At 71.9% G+C, this 23,167-nt stretch carries 20 protein-coding genes; 8 read left to right on the forward strand and 12 right to left on the reverse strand.

Annotated elements, in window-relative coordinates; all coding sequences use genetic code 11:
• Positions 1–12: 12 nt before the first annotated feature.
• The 4 genes from rfbB (at position 13) to ACQPZG_RS05685 (ending at position 5,955) form a co-directional block, all read left to right on the forward strand.
• Entirely contained in the window at positions 13–1,020 is a 1,008-nt protein-coding gene (gene rfbB, locus ACQPZG_RS05670) for a dTDP-glucose 4,6-dehydratase (protein WP_433544718.1), read from the forward strand.
• Positions 1,021–1,203: 183 nt separating this feature from the next.
• Positions 1,204–2,823, forward strand: coding sequence for an MFS transporter (locus tag ACQPZG_RS05675; RefSeq protein WP_433544719.1), 1,620 nt, complete (start codon positions 1,204–1,206; stop codon positions 2,821–2,823).
• 119 nt (positions 2,824–2,942) lie between these two features.
• Positions 2,943–4,067, forward strand: a complete 1,125-nt coding sequence (locus tag ACQPZG_RS05680; protein WP_433544720.1) for a methyltransferase domain-containing protein — start codon at positions 2,943–2,945, stop codon at positions 4,065–4,067.
• 82 nt (positions 4,068–4,149) lie between these two features.
• Positions 4,150–5,955, forward strand: coding sequence for a gamma-glutamyltransferase family protein (locus ACQPZG_RS05685; protein WP_433544721.1), 1,806 nt, complete (start codon positions 4,150–4,152; stop codon positions 5,953–5,955).
• A gap of 100 nt (positions 5,956–6,055) precedes the next feature.
• Here ACQPZG_RS05685 and ACQPZG_RS05690 read toward each other — a convergent pair whose 3' ends face one another.
• Positions 6,056–7,543, reverse strand: a complete 1,488-nt coding sequence (locus ACQPZG_RS05690) for an FAD-binding protein (protein ID WP_433544722.1) — start codon at positions 7,541–7,543, stop codon at positions 6,056–6,058.
• Positions 7,544–8,151: 608 nt separating this feature from the next.
• On the opposite strand from ACQPZG_RS05690, the gene ACQPZG_RS05695 reads away from it, so the two are divergent.
• Positions 8,152–9,597 carry a glyceraldehyde-3-phosphate dehydrogenase gene (locus tag ACQPZG_RS05695; protein ID WP_433544723.1) on the forward strand — a complete coding sequence of 482 codons (1,446 nt, stop codon included), beginning with the start codon at positions 8,152–8,154 and terminating at the stop codon, positions 9,595–9,597.
• 91 nt (positions 9,598–9,688) lie between these two features.
• Here the strand turns inward: ACQPZG_RS05695 and ACQPZG_RS05700 are convergent, their stop codons facing one another.
• The 11 genes from ACQPZG_RS05700 to cqsA all read right to left on the reverse strand — a co-directional run bounded on the left by ACQPZG_RS05700 (position 9,689) and on the right by cqsA (position 19,445).
• Positions 9,689–10,408: a DUF4232 domain-containing protein gene (locus ACQPZG_RS05700; RefSeq protein WP_433544724.1), complete on the reverse strand. Its 720-nt coding sequence runs from the start codon at positions 10,406–10,408 to the stop codon at positions 9,689–9,691.
• Positions 10,409–10,629: 221 nt separating this feature from the next.
• Positions 10,630–10,902, reverse strand: a complete 273-nt coding sequence (locus tag ACQPZG_RS05705; protein ID WP_433544725.1) for a WhiB family transcriptional regulator — start codon at positions 10,900–10,902, stop codon at positions 10,630–10,632.
• 131 nt (positions 10,903–11,033) lie between these two features.
• Positions 11,034–11,732 (reverse strand): HAD family hydrolase, encoded by a 699-nt coding sequence (locus ACQPZG_RS05710; RefSeq protein ID WP_433544726.1) that lies wholly within the window; start codon positions 11,730–11,732, stop codon positions 11,034–11,036.
• A gap of 98 nt (positions 11,733–11,830) precedes the next feature.
• Entirely contained in the window at positions 11,831–12,247 is a 417-nt protein-coding gene (locus ACQPZG_RS05715) for a CBS domain-containing protein (protein WP_433544727.1), read from the reverse strand.
• Between the two features lie 130 nt (positions 12,248–12,377).
• The gene (locus ACQPZG_RS05720) at positions 12,378–12,725 is read right to left on the reverse strand and encodes a hypothetical protein (protein ID WP_433544728.1); all 348 of its coding nucleotides are present in this window, start codon (positions 12,723–12,725) and stop codon (positions 12,378–12,380) included.
• A 115-nt stretch (positions 12,726–12,840) separates the two neighbouring features.
• Positions 12,841–14,514, reverse strand: coding sequence for a phytoene desaturase family protein (locus ACQPZG_RS05725; RefSeq protein WP_433544729.1), 1,674 nt, complete (start codon positions 14,512–14,514; stop codon positions 12,841–12,843).
• Positions 14,498–15,250 carry a 3-oxoacyl-ACP reductase FabG gene (fabG, locus tag ACQPZG_RS05730; RefSeq protein ID WP_433544730.1) on the reverse strand — a complete coding sequence of 251 codons (753 nt, stop codon included), beginning with the start codon at positions 15,248–15,250 and terminating at the stop codon, positions 14,498–14,500. Before fabG ends, ACQPZG_RS05725 begins: the two co-directional genes overlap by 17 nt.
• The gene (locus tag ACQPZG_RS05735) at positions 15,250–16,353 is read right to left on the reverse strand and encodes a beta-ketoacyl synthase N-terminal-like domain-containing protein (RefSeq protein ID WP_433544731.1); all 1,104 of its coding nucleotides are present in this window, start codon (positions 16,351–16,353) and stop codon (positions 15,250–15,252) included. The genes fabG and ACQPZG_RS05735 overlap by 1 nt, the downstream gene beginning before the upstream one ends.
• Positions 16,350–17,855 carry a beta-ketoacyl-[acyl-carrier-protein] synthase family protein gene (locus ACQPZG_RS05740; RefSeq protein ID WP_433544732.1) on the reverse strand — a complete coding sequence of 502 codons (1,506 nt, stop codon included), beginning with the start codon at positions 17,853–17,855 and terminating at the stop codon, positions 16,350–16,352. The genes ACQPZG_RS05735 and ACQPZG_RS05740 overlap by 4 nt, the downstream gene beginning before the upstream one ends.
• Before the next feature lie 8 nt (positions 17,856–17,863).
• Positions 17,864–18,208, reverse strand: a complete 345-nt coding sequence (locus ACQPZG_RS05745; RefSeq protein WP_433544733.1) for an acyl carrier protein — start codon at positions 18,206–18,208, stop codon at positions 17,864–17,866.
• Between the two features lie 28 nt (positions 18,209–18,236).
• Positions 18,237–19,445 carry an alpha-hydroxyketone-type quorum-sensing autoinducer synthase gene (gene cqsA / locus ACQPZG_RS05750; protein ID WP_433544734.1) on the reverse strand — a complete coding sequence of 403 codons (1,209 nt, stop codon included), beginning with the start codon at positions 19,443–19,445 and terminating at the stop codon, positions 18,237–18,239.
• A 347-nt stretch (positions 19,446–19,792) separates the two neighbouring features.
• Here cqsA and ACQPZG_RS05755 point away from each other — a divergent pair, with 347 nt between their 5' ends.
• From ACQPZG_RS05755 to ACQPZG_RS05765, 3 genes are all read left to right on the forward strand, one after another.
• Complete coding sequence (locus tag ACQPZG_RS05755) at positions 19,793–20,197, forward strand: TOBE domain-containing protein (protein WP_433544735.1); 405 nt, start codon at positions 19,793–19,795, stop codon at positions 20,195–20,197.
• Positions 20,198–20,269: 72 nt separating this feature from the next.
• Positions 20,270–21,052 (forward strand): molybdate ABC transporter substrate-binding protein, encoded by a 783-nt coding sequence (gene modA / locus ACQPZG_RS05760; RefSeq protein ID WP_433544736.1) that lies wholly within the window; start codon positions 20,270–20,272, stop codon positions 21,050–21,052.
• A gap of 131 nt (positions 21,053–21,183) precedes the next feature.
• Complete coding sequence (locus tag ACQPZG_RS05765; protein ID WP_433544737.1) at positions 21,184–23,142, forward strand: ABC transporter permease; 1,959 nt, start codon at positions 21,184–21,186, stop codon at positions 23,140–23,142.
• Positions 23,143–23,167 lie beyond the last annotated feature (25 nt).

Here is a 23,167-nt window from a genome sequence, read left to right on the forward strand (position 1 = left end):
AAGGAACGTGCCGTGCCCACTCACCTACTCGTGACCGGAGGCGCCGGCTTCATCGGGTCGCACTACGTCAGGTCTCTCTTCGCGCCGTCCACCGCACCCGGAACCGGCCCGCACGTCACCGTCCTGGACAGCCTCACCTACGCGGGCAACCCCCTCAACCTCTCCGGTCTGCACGGCCGTTCGGGCTTCCGGTTCGTCACCGGGGACATCTGCGACCCGCAGGTGGTCGACCGGGTCGTGGCGGAGGCGGACGAGATCGTGCACTTCGCCGCCGAGACCCATGTGGACCGCTCGATCACCGGCGGCCAGGAGTTCGTGCGCACCAACGTCCTGGGCACTCAGGTCCTGCTGGACGCGGCGGTCCGGCACGGCGTCCGGCGCTTCGTGCACGTCTCCACCGACGAGGTGTACGGGTCGATAGCGGAGGGATCCTGGCCCGAGGAGCACCCGCTGAACCCCAGTTCGCCCTATTCCGCTTCGAAGGCCGCCGGCGACCTGCTCGCCCTCAGTTACCACGCGACCTACGGACTGGACGTGTGCGTCACGCGCTGCTGCAACAACTTCGGTTCCCGGCAGTACCCGGAGAAGGTCATTCCGCTCTTCGTGACCCGGCTGCTGGACGGGCGCACGGTTCCTCTCTACGGCACCGGGGACAACACCCGCGAGTGGATCCACGTGGACGACCACGTGGACGCCGTGGAGCGGGTGCGCACCGCCGGGCGGGCAGGCCGGGTGTACAACGTCGGCAGCGGTGTCGAACTGACCAACCGGCAGCTCACGGAGTTCCTGCTTCAGCAGTGCGGCGCGGACTGGGACAGCGTGGAGCAGGTCGCCGACCGTCCGGGGCACGACCTGCGCTACTCGGTCGACACGGCCAGGATCCGCCGGGAGCTGGGCTGGGCCCCGCGCCGGGACTTCGCGGCCTCGCTGGCCGAGACGGTCGACTGGTACCGCGAGAACGGCGGCCGGTGGCAGAAGGAGGCGGCCGGTGGCCGGATTCCGCACTCCCCGGTCGCCTGATTCCGAGGCCCCCACCCGCACGGCACGCGGCCCCGGTCACCCGACCGCCGAGGATCCCCACCCCCACGGCACGCGGCCCCGGTCACCCGACCGCCGTGGATCCCCACCCCCACGGCACGCGCACGTCCGCCGCAGCGCACCGAAGCACTTCCGCCGCAGTCCGCCGACACGCGAGGAGCGTTCATGACATCCGCACGGTCCGACCGTCCCACCGATTCCGGCCAGAGCCCGCCCCGCGCGGGGATGCGGGAGTGGCTGGGGCTCGCCGTCCTCGCCCTGCCCGCGATGCTGATCGTGATGGACATGACGGTGCTGCACCTGGCCGTCCCGCAGCTCAGCTCGGACCTCGCTCCCACCGGGTCGCAGCTGCTGTGGATCACGGACATCTACGGCTTCATGGTTGCGGGCTTCCTGATCACCATGGGCAACCTCGGGGACCGGATCGGAAGGCGCCGACTGCTGCTGGCCGGGGCCGGGGCCTTCGCGGCTGCCTCCGTGCTGGCCGCGTACTCCACGAGCCCCGAGACGCTGATCGCGGCCCGCGCCCTGCTGGGACTGGCCGGGGCGACGCTGATGCCGTCCACCCTGTCGCTGCTGCGCGTCATGTTCCTCGACGAGCGTCAGCGGACCGTGGCCATCTCCGCGTGGATGATGTGCTTCACCGTGGGCGCGTCGATCGGGCCGCTGGTCGGCGGGGTGACGCTGGAGCACTTCTGGTGGGGTGCGGTCTTCCTGGTCGGCGTCCCCGTGATGGTGCTGCTGCTGGTCCTCGGCCCCGTACTGCTGCCCGAGTACCGGGCGCAGAAAGCGGTGCGGCTGGACCTGACCAGCTCCTTGCTGTCCCTGGCCGCAGTCCTGCCGGTGGTGTACGGCATCAAGCAGATCACCCGGGACGGCTTCGGCGCGCTGTCGGTGGCGGCGCTCGTGGCCGGCGTGGCATCGGGGGTGTTCTTCCTGCGCCGGCAGCGTCGACTGGAGGACCCGTTCATCGACCTGCGGCTCTTCGGCGAGCCCCGCTTCCGGGTCTCGCTGGGCGCCCTGGCCACCCTGTCCTTCGTGATGTTCGGCATCAACCTGTTCATCGTGCAGTCGCTCCAGCTGGTGCACGCGCTGTCCCCGCTGGAGGCGGGTCTGTGGATCCTGCCGGGCAGCGCGGGCGGTGTCGTCGGTGCGGTGCTGGCCATCGCGGCACTGCGCCGGGTGCGTCCGGCGTACGTCATGGCTGCCGTCCTCACCGTCGCGGCGGCCGGGGCGCTCCTGGTCGCGCTGGCCGGCCGTGACGACTTCGGGCTGCTGGTGGCCGGCCTGGCCGTCATGTCCACGGGCATCGCCCCGGCACTGAACCTGGGCACGGACATGGTCGTCAGCTCCGCTCCCCCGGATAGGGCCGGGGCGGCCTCCGCCGTCTCGGAGACCAGCAACGAGTTCGGCGGCGCTCTGGGCCTGGCCGTCCTGGGCAGCATCGGCACCGCCGTCTACCGGTCGCGGGTGGAGGAGAACATCCCCGCCGGGACACCGGCCGAGGCCGCCGTACCCGCGGGGGACACCCTCGCCAAGGCGCTGTCCGCGGCTGAGGAACTGCCCGAGAAGCTGGGTGCCGACCTCGTGGAGATCAGCCGCGAGGCGTTCTCCGGCGGGCTGACCGTCATCGCCCTGATCGCCACGGTCCTGGTCGCGGTGTCCGCACTCCTGGTGGGCACCGCCCTGCGCCACGTCCGCCGGAGCTCGGAGGAGGACCCGGCGCCCGAGGGGGCGGAGGGGGCCGAGGAGGAGGACGCCCACGCCGGGCCCCGGCCCTCGTGACCAGGACGCCGACGCCTTCGACGCAGACCGGCGGACCGGCAACGCAGCACACCAGCACACCAGCACACCAGCACACCAGCAGAAGAGTCATTGACTGAGTCGGCAGAAGGAAGGCTTCCATGGACCTCACGCACAGCAGTTCCGGCGCTCGCCGCAGTTCCCGCGAGCGCGGCGATTCCGGCAGATTCGGCAATTCCGGTCCGCCGGACGGTGAGACCCTCGAATTCCGCGACGAGGAACTGACCCGCACCTGGCAGGATTTCCAGCTCTCCTCGATGCCGGACCTGCTCGGTTCTCTGCATCTGTGCCACGCCCTGCACGCCCTCTCGAAATCCGGCCTGCTGGACCGGTTGCGCCGCGGCCGCGACAGCGCGGAAACCGGTCTGCTCGACGGAATGAACCACCGCGTCTCCGCGAACGTCCTGCGCTACCTGGTCCTCAAGGGCGTACTGGAGGAGTGGCGGGGCACCTACCGGCTCACGCGCCGCGGCACGCTGCTGACCTCGGACATCTCCCTCGCCCGGCTCGGTTTCTACCTGGAGGCGTACGGCCCGGTGGTCCAGCGGGCCGACGAGCTGATGACGGGTGCGGCCGTCTACGGCACGGACGTGCAGCGCAGCAACGGCCCGCTGAGCCGCCACTGCGCCACGATCTTCGCCGCCTACTACACCCCCCTGGTGCTGGAGACCATGCGGGACCGCGGCGCCAAACGCTTCCTGGACCTCGGCTGCGGCGGCGGACAGCTCCTGGTGGACGCCTGCCTCAACGACCCCGGGATCACCGGGGTCGGCCTGGACATCGCGCCCGCCGCTGTGGAGGTCGCACGGGAGCTCGCGCGCAGCCACGGTCTGGAGGACAGGCTCGACTTCGTCGTCGCCGACGCGTTCGATCCCATGTCGTGGCCCGAGGTCTGCTCGGGCGCCGAGGTGATCACCTCCATCGGCGTGCTGCACGAGCAGTTCCGGGACGGCGACAAGGCGGTCGTGGCCATCCTCGACGCCTACGCGGGCTTCCTCACCGGCGAGAAGATGCTGCTGATCGGCGAGCCGGAGCCGCACTACGACGACCGGGAGAGCGATTCGGAGTTCTTCCTGATGCACGTCCTCACGGACCAGGGTTTCCCGGTGGACCGTGCGGCCTGGTCCGCTCTCTTCGCACGCACCCGCCTGTCGTGCCGCCGGACCCTCACATGGGCCACGGCCGGGCCGCGCATGTGCTTCTACGACCTGGTGCCGCGGGTCTGACGGTCGCCCGGCGCAGCCGGCGCAGTCGCCCGATCCCCTTTTCTTTCGCAAGGACGACCAAGAACAGAAAGGCGTGTCGCAGATGAACGTGAACGGAGGAAGGCCACAGCTCAGTGGAACCTTCGGTGCCGTCTCCTCGACCCACTGGCTGCCCTCGGCAGCCGCCATGGCGGTCCTGGAGAAGGGTGGCAACGCCTTCGACGCCGCCGCCGCCGCCGGATTCGTCCTGCAAGTGGTGGAACCGCACTTCAACGGCCTCGGCGGGGAGGTGCCGATCGTCTCCTACCGCGCGTCCACGGACCGGGTGCAGGTGGTGTGCGGGCAGGGCCCCACCCCCGCGTCCGCGACCGCCGACAGCATCAGGCGACTGGGGCTGAACCAGATACCGGGGTCGGGTCTGCTGCCCGCCGTGGTCCCCGGAGCCTTCGGCGCATGGATGCGGCTGCTGGCCGAACACGGGACCCTTCCGCTCGCCGACGTCCTCGACCACGCCATCGGCTACGCGGAGAACGGCTTCCCGCTGCTCACCGGGGCCGCCGACGCCATCGAGGTGATGGCCCCGCTGTTCGAGACGGAATGGCTCGAATCCGGGCGGGTCTACCTGCCGGACGGCCGCCCGCCCGCCGCCGGTTCACGGTTCCGCAATCCGGCGCTGGCACAGACGTACAAGCGGCTCCTGCGCGAGGCCACCGCCGCGGGCGGCGGGCATCAGGCGCAGCTCGCCGCCGCCGAGGACGCCTTCTACCGCGGTTTCGTGGCCGAGGCGATCGACTCGTTCGTCTCCACCACCGAGGTCCTGGACTCCACCGGCCGCCGCAACAAGGGCTTCCTCACCGGACAGGACATGGCGGACTGGCGGGCCACCGTGGAGGAGTCCGCGCAGGTGCGGTACGGGAACTGCACGGTGCACAAGCCGGGCCCCTGGTCCCAGAGCCCGGTCTTCCTCCAGCAGCTGGCCCTCCTGGACGGCTTCGACCTGCGGCGCATGGGCCTCGACAGCGCGGAGTACATCCACACCGTCGCCGAGTGCGCCAAGCTGGCCTTCGCCGACCGCGAGGCCTGGTACGGCGACCCCGACCACGGTGACGTACCGCTCGGGACGCTGCTCAGTGCGGCGTACACCGAGGAGCGCCGACGGCTCGTCGAGGCCAAGGCCGCTTCCGTGCTGCGGCCCGGCTCCCCCGACGGGCGTGCGCCGCACATCCCGGAGCAGGTGCCGGACGTGCTGCCGCCGTCCCGCGACCACTGGATGAATCAGATCCGCAACGGTCTGCCCACGGTCGTACGGGCCGCCGAGGCGCGCACCGACACGTGCACGATCGTCGTCGCCGACCGGTTCGGGAACATGGTGGCGGCCGTTCCCAGCGGCGGCTGGCTGAAGAGTTCCCCGGTCGTTCCGGGCACGGGGCTTTCGCTGGGCACCCGGGCCCAGACGATGACCCTGGAGCAGGGCCACCTCAACTCCTTCGGGCCGGGCAGGCGCCCCCGCACCACCCTCAGCCCCAGCCTCGTACTGCGGGACGGTAAACCGGTGCTGGCCTTCGGAACGCCCGGCGGGGACCGGCAGGACCAGTGGACGCTGGGATTCTTCCTCGCGGTGACCGAGTTCGGCCTCGACCTGCAGAGCGCGACGGAGACGCTGGCCTTCCACACCGATCACTTCGCGGCCTCGTTCACGCCGCACGAGGCACACCCCAGGAAGCTGGTCGTGGAGCGGGACTGCGATCCCGGGGTGGTGGAGGAGCTGCGCACCCGGGGGCACGAGGTCGAGCTGGTGCCCGAGCAGTCGCTGGGCAAGGTCTGCGCGGTCGGCGTGGACCGCGAGCGCGACCTGCTGCTGGCGGCGGCCAGTCCGCGAGGACGCCAGTCGTACGCGGCGGCGCGCTGACCCGCACCGCGTGCGCCGGGCGCGCGGGGAGCCCCGGACGGACGGTCCTCGTCCGGGGCTCCCGCGCGGCGGACGCGTCAGGCGGTCGGTGGCCGCACGCTCACTCGTCGGCGAAGATGCCGTGGCCGGGCGTGAGGATGCCGGCCGGGTCGTAGCGGCGCTTCGCGGCCCGGAAGGCCGGCCACCTGTCGCCGAAGTGGGTGCGCCACTGCCGCGGGGCGAGCGGCACCGAGCCGATCGGGTAGAGCTCCCCGCCGTAGTCCTTGCGGGTGCGTGCGTACAGCCGCTCGTTGCGGGCGAGCATCTCCTCCACGAATCCGGGCTCGGGCTCGGGGCTGCTCGACACCGTGTTGATGTCGACGATGAACGCCCACGGCGACCCGTCCGGCTCGGGCAGCCGGGGCTGGGCGCGGTGGACGTGCGCGCGCCGCTGCGGGTAGATCAGACCTGCCCCGTACGTGCCGATGTCGCGCGGCGTCAGGGTCGGTACGACGTCGGCGAGGTAGCGCTCGATGGCGCGCCCGGGGACCCACACGTCGAACCACGGCTTGACGAGGCGGTCCCAGTTCTCCGTCTCGCGCAGGGAGTCGATGAGGGTGTCGATGGAGAACACGTACTCCAGGTAGCCGGTGTCCGAGACCTCCGGCACGGCGGACAGGCCGTCGAGCAGCTTCCGGTCGTGGGGCGGTGCGGAGGGGTCGTAGAAGCTCGTGGCGTGGATCTTGTATGTGGGGGCGGTGCCCGGGGCGACGAACTCGGCGTAGACGTGGTCCACGCCGCGCCGCTCGATGAGGGTGTGGAGGTCGCGGGCGAACGCGGCGTTGTCGGTGTAGCCCAGGAGGAACGTGCGGGCGCGTTCCTTGGCGGGGACGAGTTCGATGACCGCCTTGGTGATGACACCGCACTGGCCGAGCCCGCCGAGGACCGCTTCGAACAGGTCGGGCTTGCGGTGACGTGAACAGCGTTCGACGGATCCGGTGCCGGTGACGACTTCCAGTTCGCGTACGTGGTCGACCTGGAGACCGGTGCTGAGCCCGCCGACGATGCCCCCGACGCCTCCCACGGACAACGTGCCTCCGACGGTCAGCCCGGTGTAGCCGGTGAGTACCGGCGGGGTGGCGCGCGGCGACTGCGCGAAGGCGGCTTTGGCGAGGTCCATCCAGTGGATTCCGGCGTCCACTTCGGCGGTGTTCCGGCCGAGCGCGTGTATGCGCCGGAGCGAACGGTTCTCGATGACGAGTCCGTCGGAGAGTGCCTGTCCGTAGGTGGTGTGCGCCGCGCCGCGGGGTGACACCGCGATGCGGTGTTCCCGGCAGAATCGGATCATCGTGGAGATGTCGCGTGCCGAACCCGGCCGCAGCACCGCACGGGGTGTGTGGCGGACGATGTTGCCCAGGTCGGTGGAGACGGCTTTCAAGGACGCCTCGTCGAGCGCGAGTTCACCGTCCAGTTCGGGCGCCCGTGCGAACGAGGGCCCTTGGGCGGCCTCGGCCCGGGTCACCCATCCGCGTTCACGTGGGTCGAAGCCGACGACGGCTGCGGCGAGTCCCGCTCCCGCACTGCCGAGAAATGCGCGACGGCCGATCATGTCGTCTCCCGAGAGGCTGTTACGGGGGGTATGCGTACGGAAGCGTCAAGCGGCAGGCCCTTCGGCACGGCGGCCCGGCCGGACGAATGGGACCGGGCAGGCCGGACGTGTAATTCCTGGGCGTGCGAAGCAGTCATGGCGAAATCCTTTCAGGAACATTTCTGCGACCCGTTTCCCACCTGCCGCACTTTAGGCATCCCCGGATTGCCGTGACCCTCAGAGGTTTTGCAAATTACTTCAGAACCCCTTCAAGCCCTGGAGGTTCTGACGGTTATGGGACGACGGTGGAGGGGTGCCGACGTGTGGGGACCTCGCCGTGCGGTCCCCCGGGGTTCGGTCGCGGCGGTCGCGGGTCGTTCGGGCGGGGCGGGTCAGGTCGGGTCTGGTCCGAGCGTCGAGGAGGGCGGAGGTGCGTGCGCGTCGCCGTCCGGGTCCGGACGGTCCGGCCGTCGGCCGCCCGTACGACGCGACGAGGCCCCCGGAAGGCAGGGTTTCCAAGGGTTCGGGGCCGGCTCGCGGGAGGTCTTTCCGCCGACGCGGGACCACCTGCATGGGCGAGAACCAGGCGGGTTAGCATATGAGCGCTGCCTAGCTCGAAAGAGAAACCTGTGACTGTCAACGACGACTCGTTCACCCACTGGAAGAACCGCGAGGAGATCGCGGAGTCGATGATTCCGATCATCGGCAAGCTGCACCGGGAGCGGGACGTAACGGTCCTGCTGCACAGCCGCTCGCTGGTCAACAAGTCGGTGGTGAGCATCCTCAAGACCCACCGGTTCGCCCGCCAGATAGCCGGTGCGGAGCTCTCGATCACCGAGACGCTTCCCTTCCTCCAGGCGCTCACCGCACTCGACCTGGGCCCGTCCCAGATCGACATCGGCCTGCTCGCCGAGGCCTACCGCGGCGACGACCGCGGCATGTCGGTCGAGGAGTTCACCGCCGAGGCGGTCGCGGGCGCCACGGGCGAGAACAAGATCGAGCGCCGGGAGCCGCGCGACGTCGTGCTGTACGGGTTCGGCCGGATCGGACGTCTGCTGGCCCGGCTGCTCATCGAGAAGGCCGGCTCGGGCAACGGCCTGCGGCTGCGCGCCATCGTCGTCCGCAAGGGTGCGGGCCAGGACATCGTGAAGCGGGCCTCGCTGCTGCGCCGGGACTCCGTGCACGGCCAGTTCCAGGGCACGATCACCGTCGACGAGGCGAACGACACGATCGTCGCCAACGGCAACACGATCAAGGTGATCTACTCCGACGACCCGACGACGGTCGACTACACGCAGTACGGCGTCAAGAACGCCATCCTCATCGACAACACCGGCCGCTGGCGGGACCGCGAGGGCCTGTCCAAGCACCTGCGTCCCGGGATCGACAAGGTCGTGCTGACCGCGCCGGGCAAGGGCGACGTCCCGAACATCGTGCACGGCGTCAATCACGACACGATCAAGCCGGACGAGCAGATCCTGTCCTGCGCGTCCTGCACCACCAACGCGATCGTGCCGCCGCTGAAGGCGATGGCCGACGAGTACGGCGTGCTGCGCGGCCACGTGGAGACCGTCCACTCGTTCACCAACGACCAGAACCTGCTGGACAACTACCACAGCTCCGACCGCCGCGGCCGGTCCGCGCCGCTCAACATGGTGATCACCGAGACCGGTGCCGCCTCCGCCGTCGCGAAGGCGCTGCCCGACCTGGACGCGCGGATCACCGGCAGCTCGATCCGCGTCCCGGTGCCGAACGTGTCGATCGCCATCCTCAACCTGCGACTGGGGCGCGAGACCAGCCGCGAGGAGGTCCTCGACCACCTGCGCAACGTCTCGCTGAACTCGCCGCTCAAGCGGCAGATCGACTTCATCAGCGCTCCCGACGCGGTCTCCAGCGACTTCGTCGGCTCGCGGCACGCGTCGATCATCGACGCGGGCGCGCTGAAGGTCGAGGGTGACGACGCGATCCTCTACCTCTGGTACGACAACGAGTTCGGCTACTCGTGCCAGGTCATCCGGGTCGTCCAGCACGTCTCCGGTGTGGAGTACCCGACGTACCCGGCCCCGGTGGTGTGACGCCGTCGGGGTGCGAGGGTGCGCCCCTCCCCCGCTGATCGGAAGGGCCCGCCCGGCGTACGCCGGGCGGGCCCTTCCCGTACGCGGTGGCTCAGAACTCGTCGGCGCCGTTGCGCAGCTGGGGCGTCCAGTAGCCGGTCTTCGCCACGGCGTCGTCGACCGCGATGCCGCCCGGCACGGTGACGGTCCTGCTGCCCTCGGCAGGGCCGTCCGCGGCGAAGAGGTTCACGTAGAAGTCGGTGACGGCGCGGTTCTGCTCGTCGACGCCGCCGTCGTTGATCCGCACGGCGGCGTAGGCGGGGGCTCCGGGCTCCAGCACGACGGGGGCGGCGGGCTTGCTCTTGGCGACGGCCGGCACGTCCTTGGCGGTCTGGATCTCGCCGAACGCGAGCAGCGGGTACTTGACCATGGTGCAGGCGCGGCCCGAGGTGTTCTTCGCGGTCAGAGTGAGGTGGGTGGTGGGCACGCCCTCCTTGGCCGCGGTGATCCTGACGTCCTTGACGGTGCAGGCCGGGGCCTTGCCGCCGGTCTTCTTCGGCGACTTGGTGCCCGTCTGCGTACCGGTGGCGCCGGCGGTTCCGTTGGCGGGACCCGCCTGACCCGCGTCCTTGGCCGCGTCGGCCGACTCGCCCGCGCTCGCGTCCTCGTCCTTCGCCTGCGGGCTCGTGTCGGATGCCTTGGCAGCCGAGGACGGCGCCTTGGAGTCCTCGCTCTTCGCGCCGGTGCCGTCGCTGCAGGCGGTGAGGGTCAGGCTCAGTGCGGCGAAGGCGGCGGCTGCGAGGACGGCGGGGCGGCGGGTGGAGGTACGCATGTGAGGGCTCCCGTGGAACGAGTCGTTGCGGTCGATGCCCTGTGCAGGCATCGGGTCTGCCTTCAGCTTCGGGCTCCGCCTTGTCGTTCCACTCACGTTCCGCTAACGCTTCAGTGCTGCGGTCTTCCCGCAGGTCAACACGGGCATCCTCGCCCCGGCGGGGTTCTCCCGCGGTCAGGTGCGGCCGAGCGGTCGGCGCCCCGCGGCAGGGCGCCGACCGCTCAGTGGGACGGGGAGGAGAGGAGCCTGGTCCTGGCGCGGGAGATCTCGCGGCGACGGATCGCCGCGCGTTCCTTCTCCCCGGTGCCGCCCCAGATGCCGGACACCTGATCGGTGTCCAGTGCCCAGCGCAGGCAGGCGGCCTGGACGGGGCAGCGGGCGCAGACTTCCTTGGCCCGCTGGGTCTGTGCCGCTCCCGGGCCCTGACTGCTGACCGGGAAGAACAGTTCGGGGTCCTCCTCCGCGCACGCCGCTTGCTCTGTCCACCGCTCCATGATCAGCGCTCCTTGTCGGGTCGTCGTCGTGGGCTTGCGAGCCCCTGGCGAGGTCGGCCGGGCGTGGTGTGCCCTGTGCGAAGCGAGTGACCGGAGGGTCGGAATTCAAACGGACGGCAGGCCGGTTCCGGTCATTCCGTGCGGGCTTCGGTGCTCTTCTCCGTACGTGCGACGACGCTGTCGTCCAGTCGGCGCAGCAGGTCGGCCGGGTGGTCGTACACCGCGGCGGCACCGGCCTCCTCCAGGTCGGCGCGCGGGATGCCGCCCGACAGAAGGGCGACGGTGTGCACGCCGGCCCGGGTGCCGGCCTTCATGTCCCAGACCGTGTCGCCGAAGAACACCGCGTTCCGCGGGTCGACTTCGGCGATGTCCAGGGCCTGGTGCACGGGGTCGGGCGCCGGTTTGCCGGATTCGACGTCGTCGGCGCTGGCGATTCCCGCGATGACGTCGTCGGCGTCGATGGCGCGCCGCAGCGCCTCCAGTTCGGGGCCGCCCGCCGAGGTCGCGAGGACGATGCGCCAGCCCCTGTCGTGCAGGGTGTGCAGCAGTTCGCTCGCCCCCGGCAGGGCGGGCAGCCGCGCGAAGTACGTGCCGTAGAGGGCCGTGTGGGCGGCGCTCAGCTGCTCGTCCTGGTCCTTGTCGCGGTCCTCGCCCAGCAGGTGGGCGATGAGGTCCTCCGAGCCGAGGCCCACCGCGTGGTGGATGTCGTGCATCGTCACGTCGTGCCCGGCCTGGCGGAAGGCCTCCCACCAGGTGACGACGTGCAGGTGGTTGGTGTCGGCGAGGGTGCCGTCGACGTCGAAGAGCGCCGCGCGCCCCTGTCGCTTCATCGTGTGCATCATTCCTTTTACTCGACCCCGCTGCCGGGACGTGGCTGCCCGGGGCCCGTGTCGGGACCCCGGGCAGCCTCCGGTCGTGTCCTGGGGGTTCAGTCGGTGGAGAGGGCCTCCACGAGCTGTCCGGCCTTGGGGTCGGACAGGGCGCGGGCCGCGTCCGCCAGGGCGACCACTCCGACCAGGGTGTGGCCGTCGATCACGGGCAGGCGACGGACCTTGTGCGAGGTCATGGTGGCGAACACCTCGTCCGCGCTGTCGTCGGCTCCGATGGTGACGGCCTCGCCCTGGGCGAGGTCGCCGGCCTTGACGGTGGCGGGGTCCTTGCCCGCGCCGAGCACCTTCACCACGATGTCCCGGTCGGTCAGCATCCCCTTGAGCCGCTCGTCCGTTCCGCAGATCGGCAGGGCGCCGACGCCGAGCTGGGTGAGCTTGCGGGCGGCCTCCAGGACGGTCTCCTGCGCGCCGATGCACTCGGCTCCGCCGGTCATGATGTCGCGTGCGGTGGTCATGCGGTTTCCTCCTGTCGGAAGGTTCGCGGATGGTCGGTGTGCGGGTGCGCGCGCCGTCGGGCGGCGCACGGTTCGAGTGCCCTGGTCCCGTCGGCGATAACACCCGCGGGCCGTCTCTTCTCCGCGGGGATCAGCCCCAGCCGCGTACTTCCGCCGCTCCCAGCGGCTCGGGCAGCGCGGACACCAGGTGGAACGCCGCGTACAGGTCGGTCAGCCGGAGCACCTTCAGCGCGAGGGGGTGGCGCATCAGCAGGCACAGTGAGCGGCCCTCGTCGTTGACGACGCCCTGGAAGGCGAAGAGCATGTGCAGGGCGGTGGACGTGAGCAGCGTGCTGCGCACGTCCACCACGACCGACCGGTGGTCGCCGGTCCGGGCGACCGCGCACATCCACCGTTGGACCTCGTGCACGTTGCCGATGTCGACGACGTCCTCCAGCACGACGACGAGGTGCGGGGTCAGGCGGTAGTGGTGGTTCATGGCGGCGACCTCGTCAGGGCAGGCGTTCCCGTGGCGGCCGCTTCCTGACCGCTGCTGCGTCTACCCAGTGGGTGCGGGTGGTACCCCTGGCCGGTGCGCCCCGCCGGGTCTCGCCTCAGCCGATGCCGGCCAGCCCTCGCGCGTCCCTGCGCGCCCGGCCCCGGGAGATCCGCAGCGGGTCGAAGCCGTCGGTGCGGGGCGGGAGCCGCGCGGGGTCGGCCAGGACCGCTCCGGCGCAGACCTCGGCCAGCAGGGGGCGTCTCAGGATGCGGCCGGCGGCGGAGATGCCGCTGAGGGCGGTGCCCAGGATGCCGGCGCCGAAGCTGGAGTTGGCTCCGACCGCGTACAGGCCGCGTACGCCGGTACGGATGTTGGGGCGGCGGCCGTGTCCGCCCCAGTCGTCGAAGCCGTACGGGGTGCCCGAGCCGTTGCGGATGTAGCGGTGGTTGGTGTGCGCGGTGGCTGTCTCCAGGTGGGTGATGCGGTTGCGGAACGGGCCGAGTGCCTGCTCGGCGATGTCGACCAGTGCGTCGCGCAGGCGGGCCTTGGCGGCCTCGTACGACGGGTCGCGGCGGTAGCGGCCCGGGGGCCCGTCGAGGGGCGGGACCAGGGTCATGACCTGGAAGTTGCTGTGTCCTGGCGGGCAGACGGTGCGGCTGCCGGGGTCCTTGAGGGAGCCGAAGGAGAGGAAGGCGAAGGCGGGATCGGAACCCTTCAGGGCCGTCGCATGGGCCTTCTCGACGTCGGTGTGGGCCCACCACCAGATGTTGGTGTTGGGCATGTCGAGCGGCCGGTCGAGGGCGATGTACGCGGTGGCCACGGCGGCGCGCACGGTGGCGCGGCGGGTGCGTTCGACGACGGCCGGCGAGAAGCCGCGCCCGCCGCAGAGGTCGAGGACGGTGCGACGGTAGTCGGCGTTGGAGACGACGAGGGGGGCGCAGACGGTCCCGCCTCCGGCGAGGCGTACCCCTGCCACCTGCCGGTCGTCGCCGACGAGGATCCGTTCGACGGGACAGCGGGTACGGACTTCGCCGCCGTACGCCTCGATGACCTCGACGAGCGTGGCGATCATGGTCTGGCCGGAGCCGACGGGGGCGTACGCGCCGCGCAGGTAGTGGTCGAGCATGGTGGCGTGGGTGGAGGTGAGGGTGGTGGAGGGCGGGGTTCCGTAGTTGCCGGACTGGGCCGCGACGAGGGTGCGGGCGGCCGGCCCCAGTGCGCAGTGGTCGTACAGGTCGCCGAGAAGGCGTCCGCCCCAGGCCGTCAACTCCTGCGACATCGGCGCCCGTGGGACGCCCGGCGCGGTGGTCATGCCGCCGCGCAGGTCCGCTGCGACGGCACGCAGGACGCCGACGCAGCGGGTGAGGCCGACCCGTTCGGCGGGCAGGGCCGCGCACAGTCTGCTCAGGTAGCGGTCCCAGCCGACGGGCACGTCGACCGTGACGCCGGGGAGGAGGATGCGGTCGAAGCCGTCGGGGTCGAGGGGGCGGAAGGGAACCCGGTCGGAGCCGATGCCGAGGCCGGAGAGGATCGCGGGGAGCAGCCCGTCGGGGCCGCAGTCGCCGACGTAGTGCATGCCGACGTCGAACTCGTAGGCGCGGCGGCGGCGGAAGACCTGGGCGTTGCCGCCGGTCACGTCGTGCTGTTCGGCGAGCAGGACGCGGCGGCCAGAGACGGCGAGGTAGGCGGCGCAGACGAGGCCCCCGACGCCGCCGCCGACGACGACCGTGTCGTACCCGCCGCCGGCTGCGGGGCCGCTGGGCAGGCCGGCGTCAGAGCGTGATGCCACCGTGCACCTCCAGGACGCTGCCGGTGAGGTACGAGGCGCGCCGCGACACCAGGAAGGCGACGAGATCGGCGACCTCGGCGGCGGTGCCGAAGCGGCGCAGCGCGACCGCGCCGAGCAGACGGTCGCGGTCGCGGTCGGACAGCGCGCCGGTCATGTCGGTGTCGATGAGGCCGGGGGCGACGACGTTGGCGCGGATGCCGTGGGCGCCGACCTCCTTGGCGAGTGCCTTGGTGAAGCCGATGACTCCGGCTTTGGCGGCGCTGTAGTTGGTCTGCCCGGCGTTGCCGTGGATTCCGGCGACCGAGGACAGGGTGACGACGCAGCCGGTACGGCGCTTGAGCATGGGGAAGACGGCGGCGCGGCAGGTGTGGAAGACGCCGTCGAGGCCGGTGTCGACCACCTGGTGCCAGTCGTCGTCGGACATCAGGGCCAGGGGACGGTCGCGGGTGACGCCCGCGTTGGCCACGACCGCTCCCAGTGGCCCGAGTTCGTCCTCTGTGCGGGTCACCCACGCCTTGGCCTGGGCCGCGTCCGCCACGTCGGCGCGGATCGCCAGGGCCCGTACGCCGAGTTCCGTGGCCTCCTTCTCGATCCGCAGGGCGGCCTCCTCGTCTGAGCGGTAGCAGAATCCGACGTCCCAGCCGTCCTGGGCCAGGCGCAGCACGACGGCGGCGCCGATGCCCCGGGAGCCGCCGCTGACCAGCGCGACCCCGGTCGCCTCATGGTCGTCGGGCATCAGACGCCTCCGCCCATGCGCAGGACAGCGGCCGCCGCAAGTCCCTGTCCGTCCACCGAGGTGATCACCGCGTGTCCGCCGGGGGCCTGGTCGGCGGAGGCGACGACGGCGGCCAGCTGGAGGGCCGCCGAGGCCGCGCCCGTGTCCCCCAGCAGCAGCCCCAAAGTGGGGAGTCGTTCACGGGTCTGCCGGCAGAAGAGCGCGTGCAGGGCTCGGGTCTCCGCCGGGTCCAGGCCCGTCCCGGTGGCCGCCCACACGTCGTCGGCGGCGACGCCGGAGCGGGCCAGTGCTTCGGTGACGGTCGCCCGCACCGTCGCGGCCGGGTCCGTTCCCTCCGGGGCGCGGCGGGTGTGCACGGCGAGGACGGTGGCCAGCGGCGGGGTCGGGGTCGGCGTGTCCGCCGGGGTCAGCCGCAGGACGGCGGCGCCTTCGCCGAGCAGTGCGGAGGCCGCGGCGGAGGCGGGAGGGCCTCCACCGGGCAGCCGGGGGGCTCCGGCCGGCCCAGGGGGTGTCGTGGCGCGGCTTCGTGCCTCAAGCCAGGCGCGGGCCGTCGTGTACTCCTCCGCGCCGCCGCACAGGACGCTGCGGGCGCGTCCGGCGCGCAACAGACGTCGGGCGTAGAGCAGTCCGAGGAGGGCCGCGGTCCTGCCCGCGGCGAGGGTGGTGTTGGGGCCCTGGATGCGGTGGCGGATGGCGCACTGGGCGGCGGCGCAGTTCATGACGCTGTTGGGGATGACGCCGGGTTCGACGTCGTAGGGGCGCTCGCCGGTGAGGGAGGAGCGGGTGAAGTCCGTCATCGACTGGACGCTGCCGGTGGTCGTGCCGAGGACGAGGGCGGTGTCGGGTCCGCGCTGTCCGCCGCCGTCGGTGTGGCTCAGGACGGCTCCGACGGCGGTGACGGCGAGGGCGGTGACGCGGTTCATGTCCCGGGTGCCCTTCCTGCCGAGGGCGGTGCGTGGCTCGAACCGCGGTACCAGACAGCCGAGTTGGCCGGGCGCGCCGGGTACGGGTGCCGCGGTGGCACGCCGCTGGCGTACCCCCGTCGTGAAGTCGGCGGCGGTGTGCCCGTACGGGGAGAGCGCCGACCAGGCGGTGATGTTCACAGTTCCCTTCCTTCGTAACGGCCCAGTACCACTGCGGCGTTGTTGCCGCCGAAGGCGAGGCCGTTGTTCTGGACGATGCGCAGGTCCGCGTCGACCGCCTGATTGGGCACGCAGTCCACCGCGCACTCGGGGTCGGTGGTGCGGTGGTTGATGGTGGGGGGAATGAAGCCGTGGGTGATCGCCAGGGAGCAGGCGATGGCACCGAGGGCGCTCGCCGCGCCCATGGTGTGGCCGAGCATCGACTTGAGGGAGATGGTGCGGGGCGGGCTGTCGCCGTAGACCCGGCGCACGGCGCGGCTCTCGGTGACGTCATTGGCCTTGGTGCCGGTGCCGTGCGCGGAGATGAGGTCGACCTCCTCGTGTTTCACCCCCGCGTCGTCCAGAGCGAGTTGGAGGCAGCGGGCCACGCTCTCCTCCTGTGGGGCGACCGGATGGTGGGCGTCGCAGTTGAGGCCGTAGCCGAGGACTTCGGAGTAGATGCGGGCGCCGCGCGCGAGGGCCGAGTCGAGGCTTTCGAGCAGGAGCATGCCGGCGCCCTCGCCGGTGAGGATGCCCTGCCGCCCGGTGTCGAAGGGGCGGCAGCAGTCGGGGGCGATGGTGCCCAGACGGTAGAACGCGGCGAAGGTCTTGCGGCAGAAGGCGTCCGCGCCGCCGCACAGGGCGAAGTCGGCGTCGCCCTGGCGGATGGCGTCGAGGCCGTTGCCGATCGAGTAGTTTCCGGCCGAGCAGGCGGTGCCGATGGTGAGGACCTCGACGTCGGTCAGGCCGAGTTCGCGGGCCGCGGCGATGCCGAGGCGGGCGGCGGGAACCCGGCGGGCGGCCTGCGCGGTGACGGCGGTCGCACCGCCGTGCAGATGGGTTTCGGTGATGCGGTCCAGGTCGTACGACTCGCCGTCCGTGGTTCCGACGGAGATCTGGCAGCGTACGCGCCGCAGGTCGTCGGCGGTCAGTCCGGCGTCGTCGACCGCCATCCGGGCCGCGGCTGCCGAGAACTGTGCGGCCCGCCCGTACTCGGCGGGGTCGAGGCGGCGCAGCAGCCGGTGCGGGTCGAAATCGGGGACCTGGCAGCCGTTGGCGTGGGCGAAGCCGGTGGTGTCGAAGGCGGTGATGGGGCTGACACCGCTGCGTCCGGCGCGCAGCCCCGCGGTGAACTCCCCGGTGCCGGTGCCGATGCTGGACAGGGCGCCGAGCCCGGTGACGACGACGCGGCGGGGTTCGGGGCGGCACGCGGAGAACCTCGGAGCGAGGCCCGCGGAGGGCCTGGCGGGGAGGTGGCGGAGAGTCCGGGGAGAGCCGCCCGGAACGGGGGTGGGGAAGCCGGCCGGAACGGCGGCGGGGAAGCCGGCCGGCAGGGGGCCGGTCGGGTACGGCGGGCGAGAACCGAAAGGATTGCCCTCGGAGGGGCCGGGCGGGTGGGACGGCACCGGACTGGGCGGGTGGGACGTGTCGGGCCTGCGCGGGCGGGACCCCGCGGGCGGGGCGCCCTCACTGCTGGAGGTCATGGATGCGGCTACCAGCCCGCCGTCTCGGCCAGCACCTGCCGCACACCCGCCAGGTGCGCCATCCGCGGCATCTCGTTCTGGTCGATCGTGACCCGGAACTCCTTCTCCAGGGCGGCGAGTACGCCGATGAGCGCCAGGGAGTCCGCACCGTGCTCCTCGACGAACCGGTCCGTTTCGGCGATCTCCTCGGGCTCGATCTCCAGGCGGTCGCACACGATCTCGGTGATGCGGTCGTCGCGCGTACCCCTGACGCGGTCGTCGCGAAGGCCGGTGGTGCGGTCGTCGCGAAGGCCGGTGGTGCGCTCGTGCCGTGTGCGGGTGGCGTGGTGGTCGCGGAGGTCGGTGATCTGCATGGCAGGTGGCCTTTCGTGGGTCTGGGAGTCAGTGGTGGACGGCGGCCGTGCGGCGGGTGGACGGGCGTCGGGTGGACCGCCACTCCCGCAGGCCGACTTCGTCCCGTACGGCCGCACACGCGTCGAGCACCCGGTCCAGGTCGGCGGGGGCGAGTTCGCTGTGCACGGACAGCCGGTGCACGCAGCGCCGGACGGGCACGGAGGGCGGCACGAAGGCCGCGCCGTACACGCCCCGGGCGTCCAGGGCCTGTTGCAGGCGGCGGACGCCGGGTTCGGTGCCGGGTTGCAGCGGGATGATCTGGCTCTCGCTCGGGGCGATGTGGTAGCCGAGCGCGGTGAGCCCGTCCCGCAGGTGGCGGCTGTGCTGTTCCAGGCGCTTCCTGCGGTCGTCGGCGGTACGGAGCACGCCGAGGGCGGCGCTCAGTCCCGCCACGTCGTGCGGCAGCAGGGTGGAGCTGAAGACCGCGCCGAGGGAGTGGTACGGGAGGTAGCCCGCGACCTCCCGTGAGCAGGCGATCAGTCCGGCGCGGCCGGCGAATGCCTTGGCCAGGCTTGCCGTCCGGTAGGCGACCGCGTCGGTGAGGCCGAGGGAGGGGACGAGGCCGCCTCCCTCCGGGCCGAGCACCCCGAGGGTGTGGGACTCGTCGGCGACGAGGTCGCAGCCGGTGCGGCGGGCCACCGCGGTCAGGTCGGGAAGGGGGCAGAGGTCGCCGGTGACGCTGTAGAGCGTGTCGAAGGCGATGAGCCCGGGTCCGTGTTGACCGATGGTGCGTTCGAGGTGCTCGGTGTCGTTGTGGGCGAAGGGGCGGGCGACGGCATGGGCGGCGGAAATGCCCTCCCAGAGGGAGGCGTGGGCGAGTTCGTCGACGTAGACGTTGCCGCCGGCGGGGCAAACGGCCTGGATGAGGCCGACGTTGGCGGAGCAGCCGGACTGACTGAGCATGACCGAGGGTGCGCCCAGCCACTGGGCGAGGTCTGCTTCGAGTCGACGCAGCGGGTCGGTGTCACCGGTGAAGACCCCGGACATCAGGGCGCCGTTGCCCTGTGCGCGCAGACTGCGTACCTGGGCGTCGAGGACGGCGGGGTGGCCGCCGATCGCCAGGTAGTCGTTGGACATGAGGGTGAGGTCGGTGCTCCGGGGAGTCGGCCTGCCCCGGTAGAGGGGGCCGCCCCAGCTCGCCTGCCGGACGTTCCACGCCTGCAACCGCTCCTGGAGGAAGGAGAGTTCGTCTGACACGACACCTCGCACGAGTAGACGGGTCCACTGCCGCCGGGAGCACCACCCGCAGGGGGCAGTGGTGGCGGAGTGATTGACGGGGACGGCAAGACTTTAGGGGCGAAAAGGATTAGGGCTGCACCAAGGAATCCTTCGGACATACGTCCAAATCGACGTTTAAAGCAAGATCATCGCAGCTCAGGGCGGTCGGTGCAGAATCGTTCCTGTTCCGCTGAGGCGTCTGCACTTCACCCCCTTGGGGGCGCAAGCCAATCCCTTCGGGTGTTCCTCCGAGGAATCCTGCAACTGCCTGGATAAATCGCACAGACCTTTGCATCTGCGTCCGATAGTGGCTTATCTTGCCGCACATGCAGTCCTACTCCATCGGTCAGGCAGCCCGGCTGCTCGGCGTCAGCGCGGACACCGCACGACGGTGGGCGGACGCCGGGCGGCTCGCGACCCATCGCGACGACGGCGGCCGTCGCCTCGTCGACGGCCGCGACCTGGCCGCCTTCTGCGTCGAGGTCGCGCAGGGCGCGGCACAGCACGGCCCCGAGGACGACACCCCGTACACCTCGGCCCGCAACGCCTTCCCCGGCATCGTCACCGCCGTCAAGCTCGGCGACGTCGCGGCACAGGTGGAGATACAGGCGGGGCCGCACCGGCTGGTCTCACTGCTGACCCGGGAGGCCGTGGAGGAGCTGGGGCTGGAGGTCGGCATGCAGGCCACCGCCCGCGTGAAGTCCACCAGCGTGCACATCGACCGCACCTGACCCGTGCCCCGGGCCACCGCGCGTGCGCGGGTACGGCCCCGTTCTCCCACCCGTCGCCAGGAGCCCGCCCGCATGAAGTCCTCGTCCAGCAGACGCCGCCACGCCGCAGCCGTCCTGTCCGCCGCTCTGCTCGTCCCCTCGGCCACCGCATGCGGTGGCGGCGGAAAGGAGAGCGAAGGGGGCGATGGGGCCGTCGCCCTGACCGTGCTCGCCGCCGCCTCCCTCACCGACGTCTTCAGGACCGCGGGCGCCGCCTACGAGAAGGCGCGTCCCGGCACGAAGGTGACGTTTTCCTTCGCCGGTTCCCAGGAACTGGCCGCGCAGGTCCGGCAGGGCGCCCCCGCCGACGCGCTGGTCACCGCGGACACCAGGACCATGGACGACCTGCGCGAGGACACGGCCGCCCCCACCGTCATCGCCCGCAACCGCCTGGTCATCGCCACCGGCGAGGGAAACCCGAGGAAGATCGGCGCGCTGCGGGACCTCGCGGACAGCAAGCTGAAGGTGGTCCTGGCGGCCCCCGAGGTGCCGGTGGGCCGGTACAGCAAGAAGGTGCTCGACGCGCAGCGGGTCGAGGTGAAGCCGGTCTCCCACGAGCCCAACGTCCGGGCCGTCCTCAGCAAGGTCGAGCTGGGCGAGGCGGACGCCGGACTGGTCTACCGTACGGACGCGGCGTCGGCGTCCGGCAAGGTGGACGCCGTCGACATCCCGGACGGCCAGAACGCGATCGCCTCCTACCCCGCCGCCGCACTCAGGACGTCGAAGAACGGGGAGGCCGCGGCGGAGTTCGTGAAGTGGCTCTCCGGCCCCGAGGCGCAGAAGATCCTCGCGGACGCGGGCTTCCAGAAGCCGTAGCGGCGGCCCCGCCCGCCCGGCACGCGTGTCCGCCGTCCGGCACCTGACATCCGGTGTACGACGTACGACACATGATGTACGGACCGGGTGCCGCGCGTCACCGTGCACGACGGACGAAACCGGGAAACGCCATGAAACAGCTCCGCCCCCGCACCGCATCCCGGCCCCGCACGTCCGGAACCCGCGCGCCCCTGGCACTGGCGGCCCCCGCCCTGCTGGCCGTCGCCTTCCTGCTGCTGCCGCTGATCGGGATCCTCACCCGTACCTCCTGGGGCGAGCTGGGCACGCACCTGTCCAGCCCAGGAGTCGTCGAGGCGCTCCAACTGTCGCTGGTCGTGTCGCTCTGGTCGCTCGGGCTCTCCCTCCTGCTGGGTGTTCCGCTGGCCTGGCTGCTGGCCAGGACGGAGTTCCCCGGCAAGGCGCTGGTGCGCTCGCTGGTGCTGCTGCCGATGGTGCTGCCGCCGACCGTGGGCGGGGTGGCGCTGCTCCTGGCGTTCGGGCGGCGCGGGGTGCTCGGGCCGTGGCTGGAGAGCACCTTCGGTCTCACGCTGCCGTTCCACACCGCGGGCGCGGTCGTCGCGGCGACGTTCGTCGCGATGCCCTTCCTGGTGATCAGCCTAGAGGGGGCGCTGGGCGGCCTGCGTCCCCGGTACGAGGAGACGGCCGCCTCGCTGGGAGCGTCGCCCGTACGGGTGTTCCTCACCGTCACCCTGCCGATGGTGGCTCCGGGGCTGATCGCCGGGGCGGCGCTGACCTGGGCGCGGGCGCTCGGCGAGTTCGGTGCCACCATCACCTTCGCGGGCAATCTCCCGGGCACCACGCAGACCCTGCCCCTCCAGGTGTATCTCCTCCTCCAGGACCGGCCCGAGGCGGCGACGTCCGTCTCCCTCCTCCTGCTGGCCATCGCGATGGCGGTGCTGATCGGACTGCGCGGACGGTGGACCGGAACCCCGCGCACCCCCGCCGCTCGTGCCGCCGCTCCCCCGGAGCCCGAGCCCCCGGCCGCGGAGGCCGCCTCGAAGGACCCGGCCCCCGCTCCGGCTCCCGCCGAGGAGCAGTGGGCACTGCACGCCGAGGTCACCGGTTTCAACGACCTCACCCTGACCGTCTCCCCCGGCACCACCGTCGCCGTCGTCGGCCCCAACGGCGCCGGCAAGACCACCCTCCTGCGTGCCCTGCTCGGCCTCACGCCGCGCGCACACGCCGCTCTCACGCTGGGCGGCTCCGATGTCGGCGGGCTGCCGCCGCACCGCCGGGGCGTGGCCTGGGTACCGCAGGACGGTGCGCTCTTCCCGCACCTGAGCGCCCTGTCCAACACGGCGTACGGGCTGCGCGCCCGGGGCGTTCCGCGCGCACAGGCCCGGCGCAGCGCGCAGCAGTGGCTGGACCGGCTGGGCGTCGGCACGCTCGCCCACCGCAAGCCCTCCGAGGTGTCCGGCGGGCAGGCCCAGCGGATCGCCCTGGCGAGAGCGTTGGCGTCCCGCCCACGCCTCCTGCTCCTGGACGAACCGCTCTCCGCCCTGGACCAGACGACCCGGGCCCGTGTCCGGCACACGCTGCGCACGCACCTGGAGGGCTTCGGCGGCGTGTGCCTGATCGTCACGCACGATCCGGTCGAGGCGGTGTCGCTCGCCGACCGGGTGCTGGTCCTGGACGGGGGCAAGGCGTTGCAGGACGCCCCGCCCGCCGAGGTCGCCCGGCATCCGCGCTCCCCGTGGGTGGCACGGATGCTGGGCCGCAACGCCTGGCCCGGAAGGGCGGCCGAGGGCGGGCTGCGACTCTCCGGCGGCGGCCTGCTGGTCGTCGCGGATCCGCTGCCCGACGCCGCGGAGGCGCTGGCGATCATCGCCCCGGAGGCCGTCTCCGTGCACCGGGAGAGGCCCGGCGGCAGCCCGCGCAACGTGTGGCCGGGCACGGTCCGCGAGATCACCTCGACCGGCAGCCGGCTGCGGCTGCTGATCACCTCCGACCAGGCCCCCGACCTGGTCGCCGAGGTCACCCCCCAGGCCGCCGCCGAGTTGGGCCTGGCCGACGGCACACCGGTCTGGACGAGTGTGAAGGCGACCGAGGTGACGGTCGTGGCGCTGTGAACACCTGTGCCGACCGGGAAGGCTG

It is taken from the genome of Streptomyces sp. CA-294286 (genome assembly GCF_050947155.1).
Taxonomy (GTDB): Bacteria; Actinomycetota; Actinomycetes; order Streptomycetales; family Streptomycetaceae; genus Streptomyces.

Bases quoted from the DNA above. Each gene is read 5' to 3' on its own strand.
- ACQPZG_RS05675 (WP_433544719.1), top strand. From the start codon at position 1,204: ATGACATCCGCACGGTCCGACCGTCCCACCGATTCCGGCCAGAGCCCG.
- ACQPZG_RS05680 (WP_433544720.1), top strand. From the start codon at position 2,943: ATGGACCTCACGCACAGCAGTTCCGGCGCTCGCCGCAGTTCCCGCGAG.
- ACQPZG_RS05685 (WP_433544721.1), top strand. From the start codon at position 4,150: ATGAACGTGAACGGAGGAAGGCCACAGCTCAGTGGAACCTTCGGTGCC.
- ACQPZG_RS05690 (WP_433544722.1), bottom strand. From the start codon at position 7,543: ATGATCGGCCGTCGCGCATTTCTCGGCAGTGCGGGAGCGGGACTCGCC.
- ACQPZG_RS05700 (WP_433544724.1), bottom strand. From the start codon at position 10,408: ATGCGTACCTCCACCCGCCGCCCCGCCGTCCTCGCAGCCGCCGCCTTC.
- ACQPZG_RS05705 (WP_433544725.1), bottom strand. From the start codon at position 10,902: ATGGAGCGGTGGACAGAGCAAGCGGCGTGCGCGGAGGAGGACCCCGAA.
- ACQPZG_RS05710 (WP_433544726.1), bottom strand. From the start codon at position 11,732: ATGAAGCGACAGGGGCGCGCGGCGCTCTTCGACGTCGACGGCACCCTC.
- ACQPZG_RS05715 (WP_433544727.1), bottom strand. From the start codon at position 12,247: ATGACCACCGCACGCGACATCATGACCGGCGGAGCCGAGTGCATCGGC.
- ACQPZG_RS05720 (WP_433544728.1), bottom strand. From the start codon at position 12,725: ATGAACCACCACTACCGCCTGACCCCGCACCTCGTCGTCGTGCTGGAG.
- fabG (WP_433544730.1), bottom strand. From the start codon at position 15,250: ATGCCCGACGACCATGAGGCGACCGGGGTCGCGCTGGTCAGCGGCGGC.
- ACQPZG_RS05740 (WP_433544732.1), bottom strand. From the start codon at position 17,855: ATGACCTCCAGCAGTGAGGGCGCCCCGCCCGCGGGGTCCCGCCCGCGC.
- ACQPZG_RS05745 (WP_433544733.1), bottom strand. From the start codon at position 18,208: ATGCAGATCACCGACCTCCGCGACCACCACGCCACCCGCACACGGCAC.
- ACQPZG_RS05755 (WP_433544735.1), top strand. From the start codon at position 19,793: ATGCAGTCCTACTCCATCGGTCAGGCAGCCCGGCTGCTCGGCGTCAGC.
- modA (WP_433544736.1), top strand. From the start codon at position 20,270: ATGAAGTCCTCGTCCAGCAGACGCCGCCACGCCGCAGCCGTCCTGTCC.
- ACQPZG_RS05765 (WP_433544737.1), top strand. From the start codon at position 21,184: ATGAAACAGCTCCGCCCCCGCACCGCATCCCGGCCCCGCACGTCCGGA.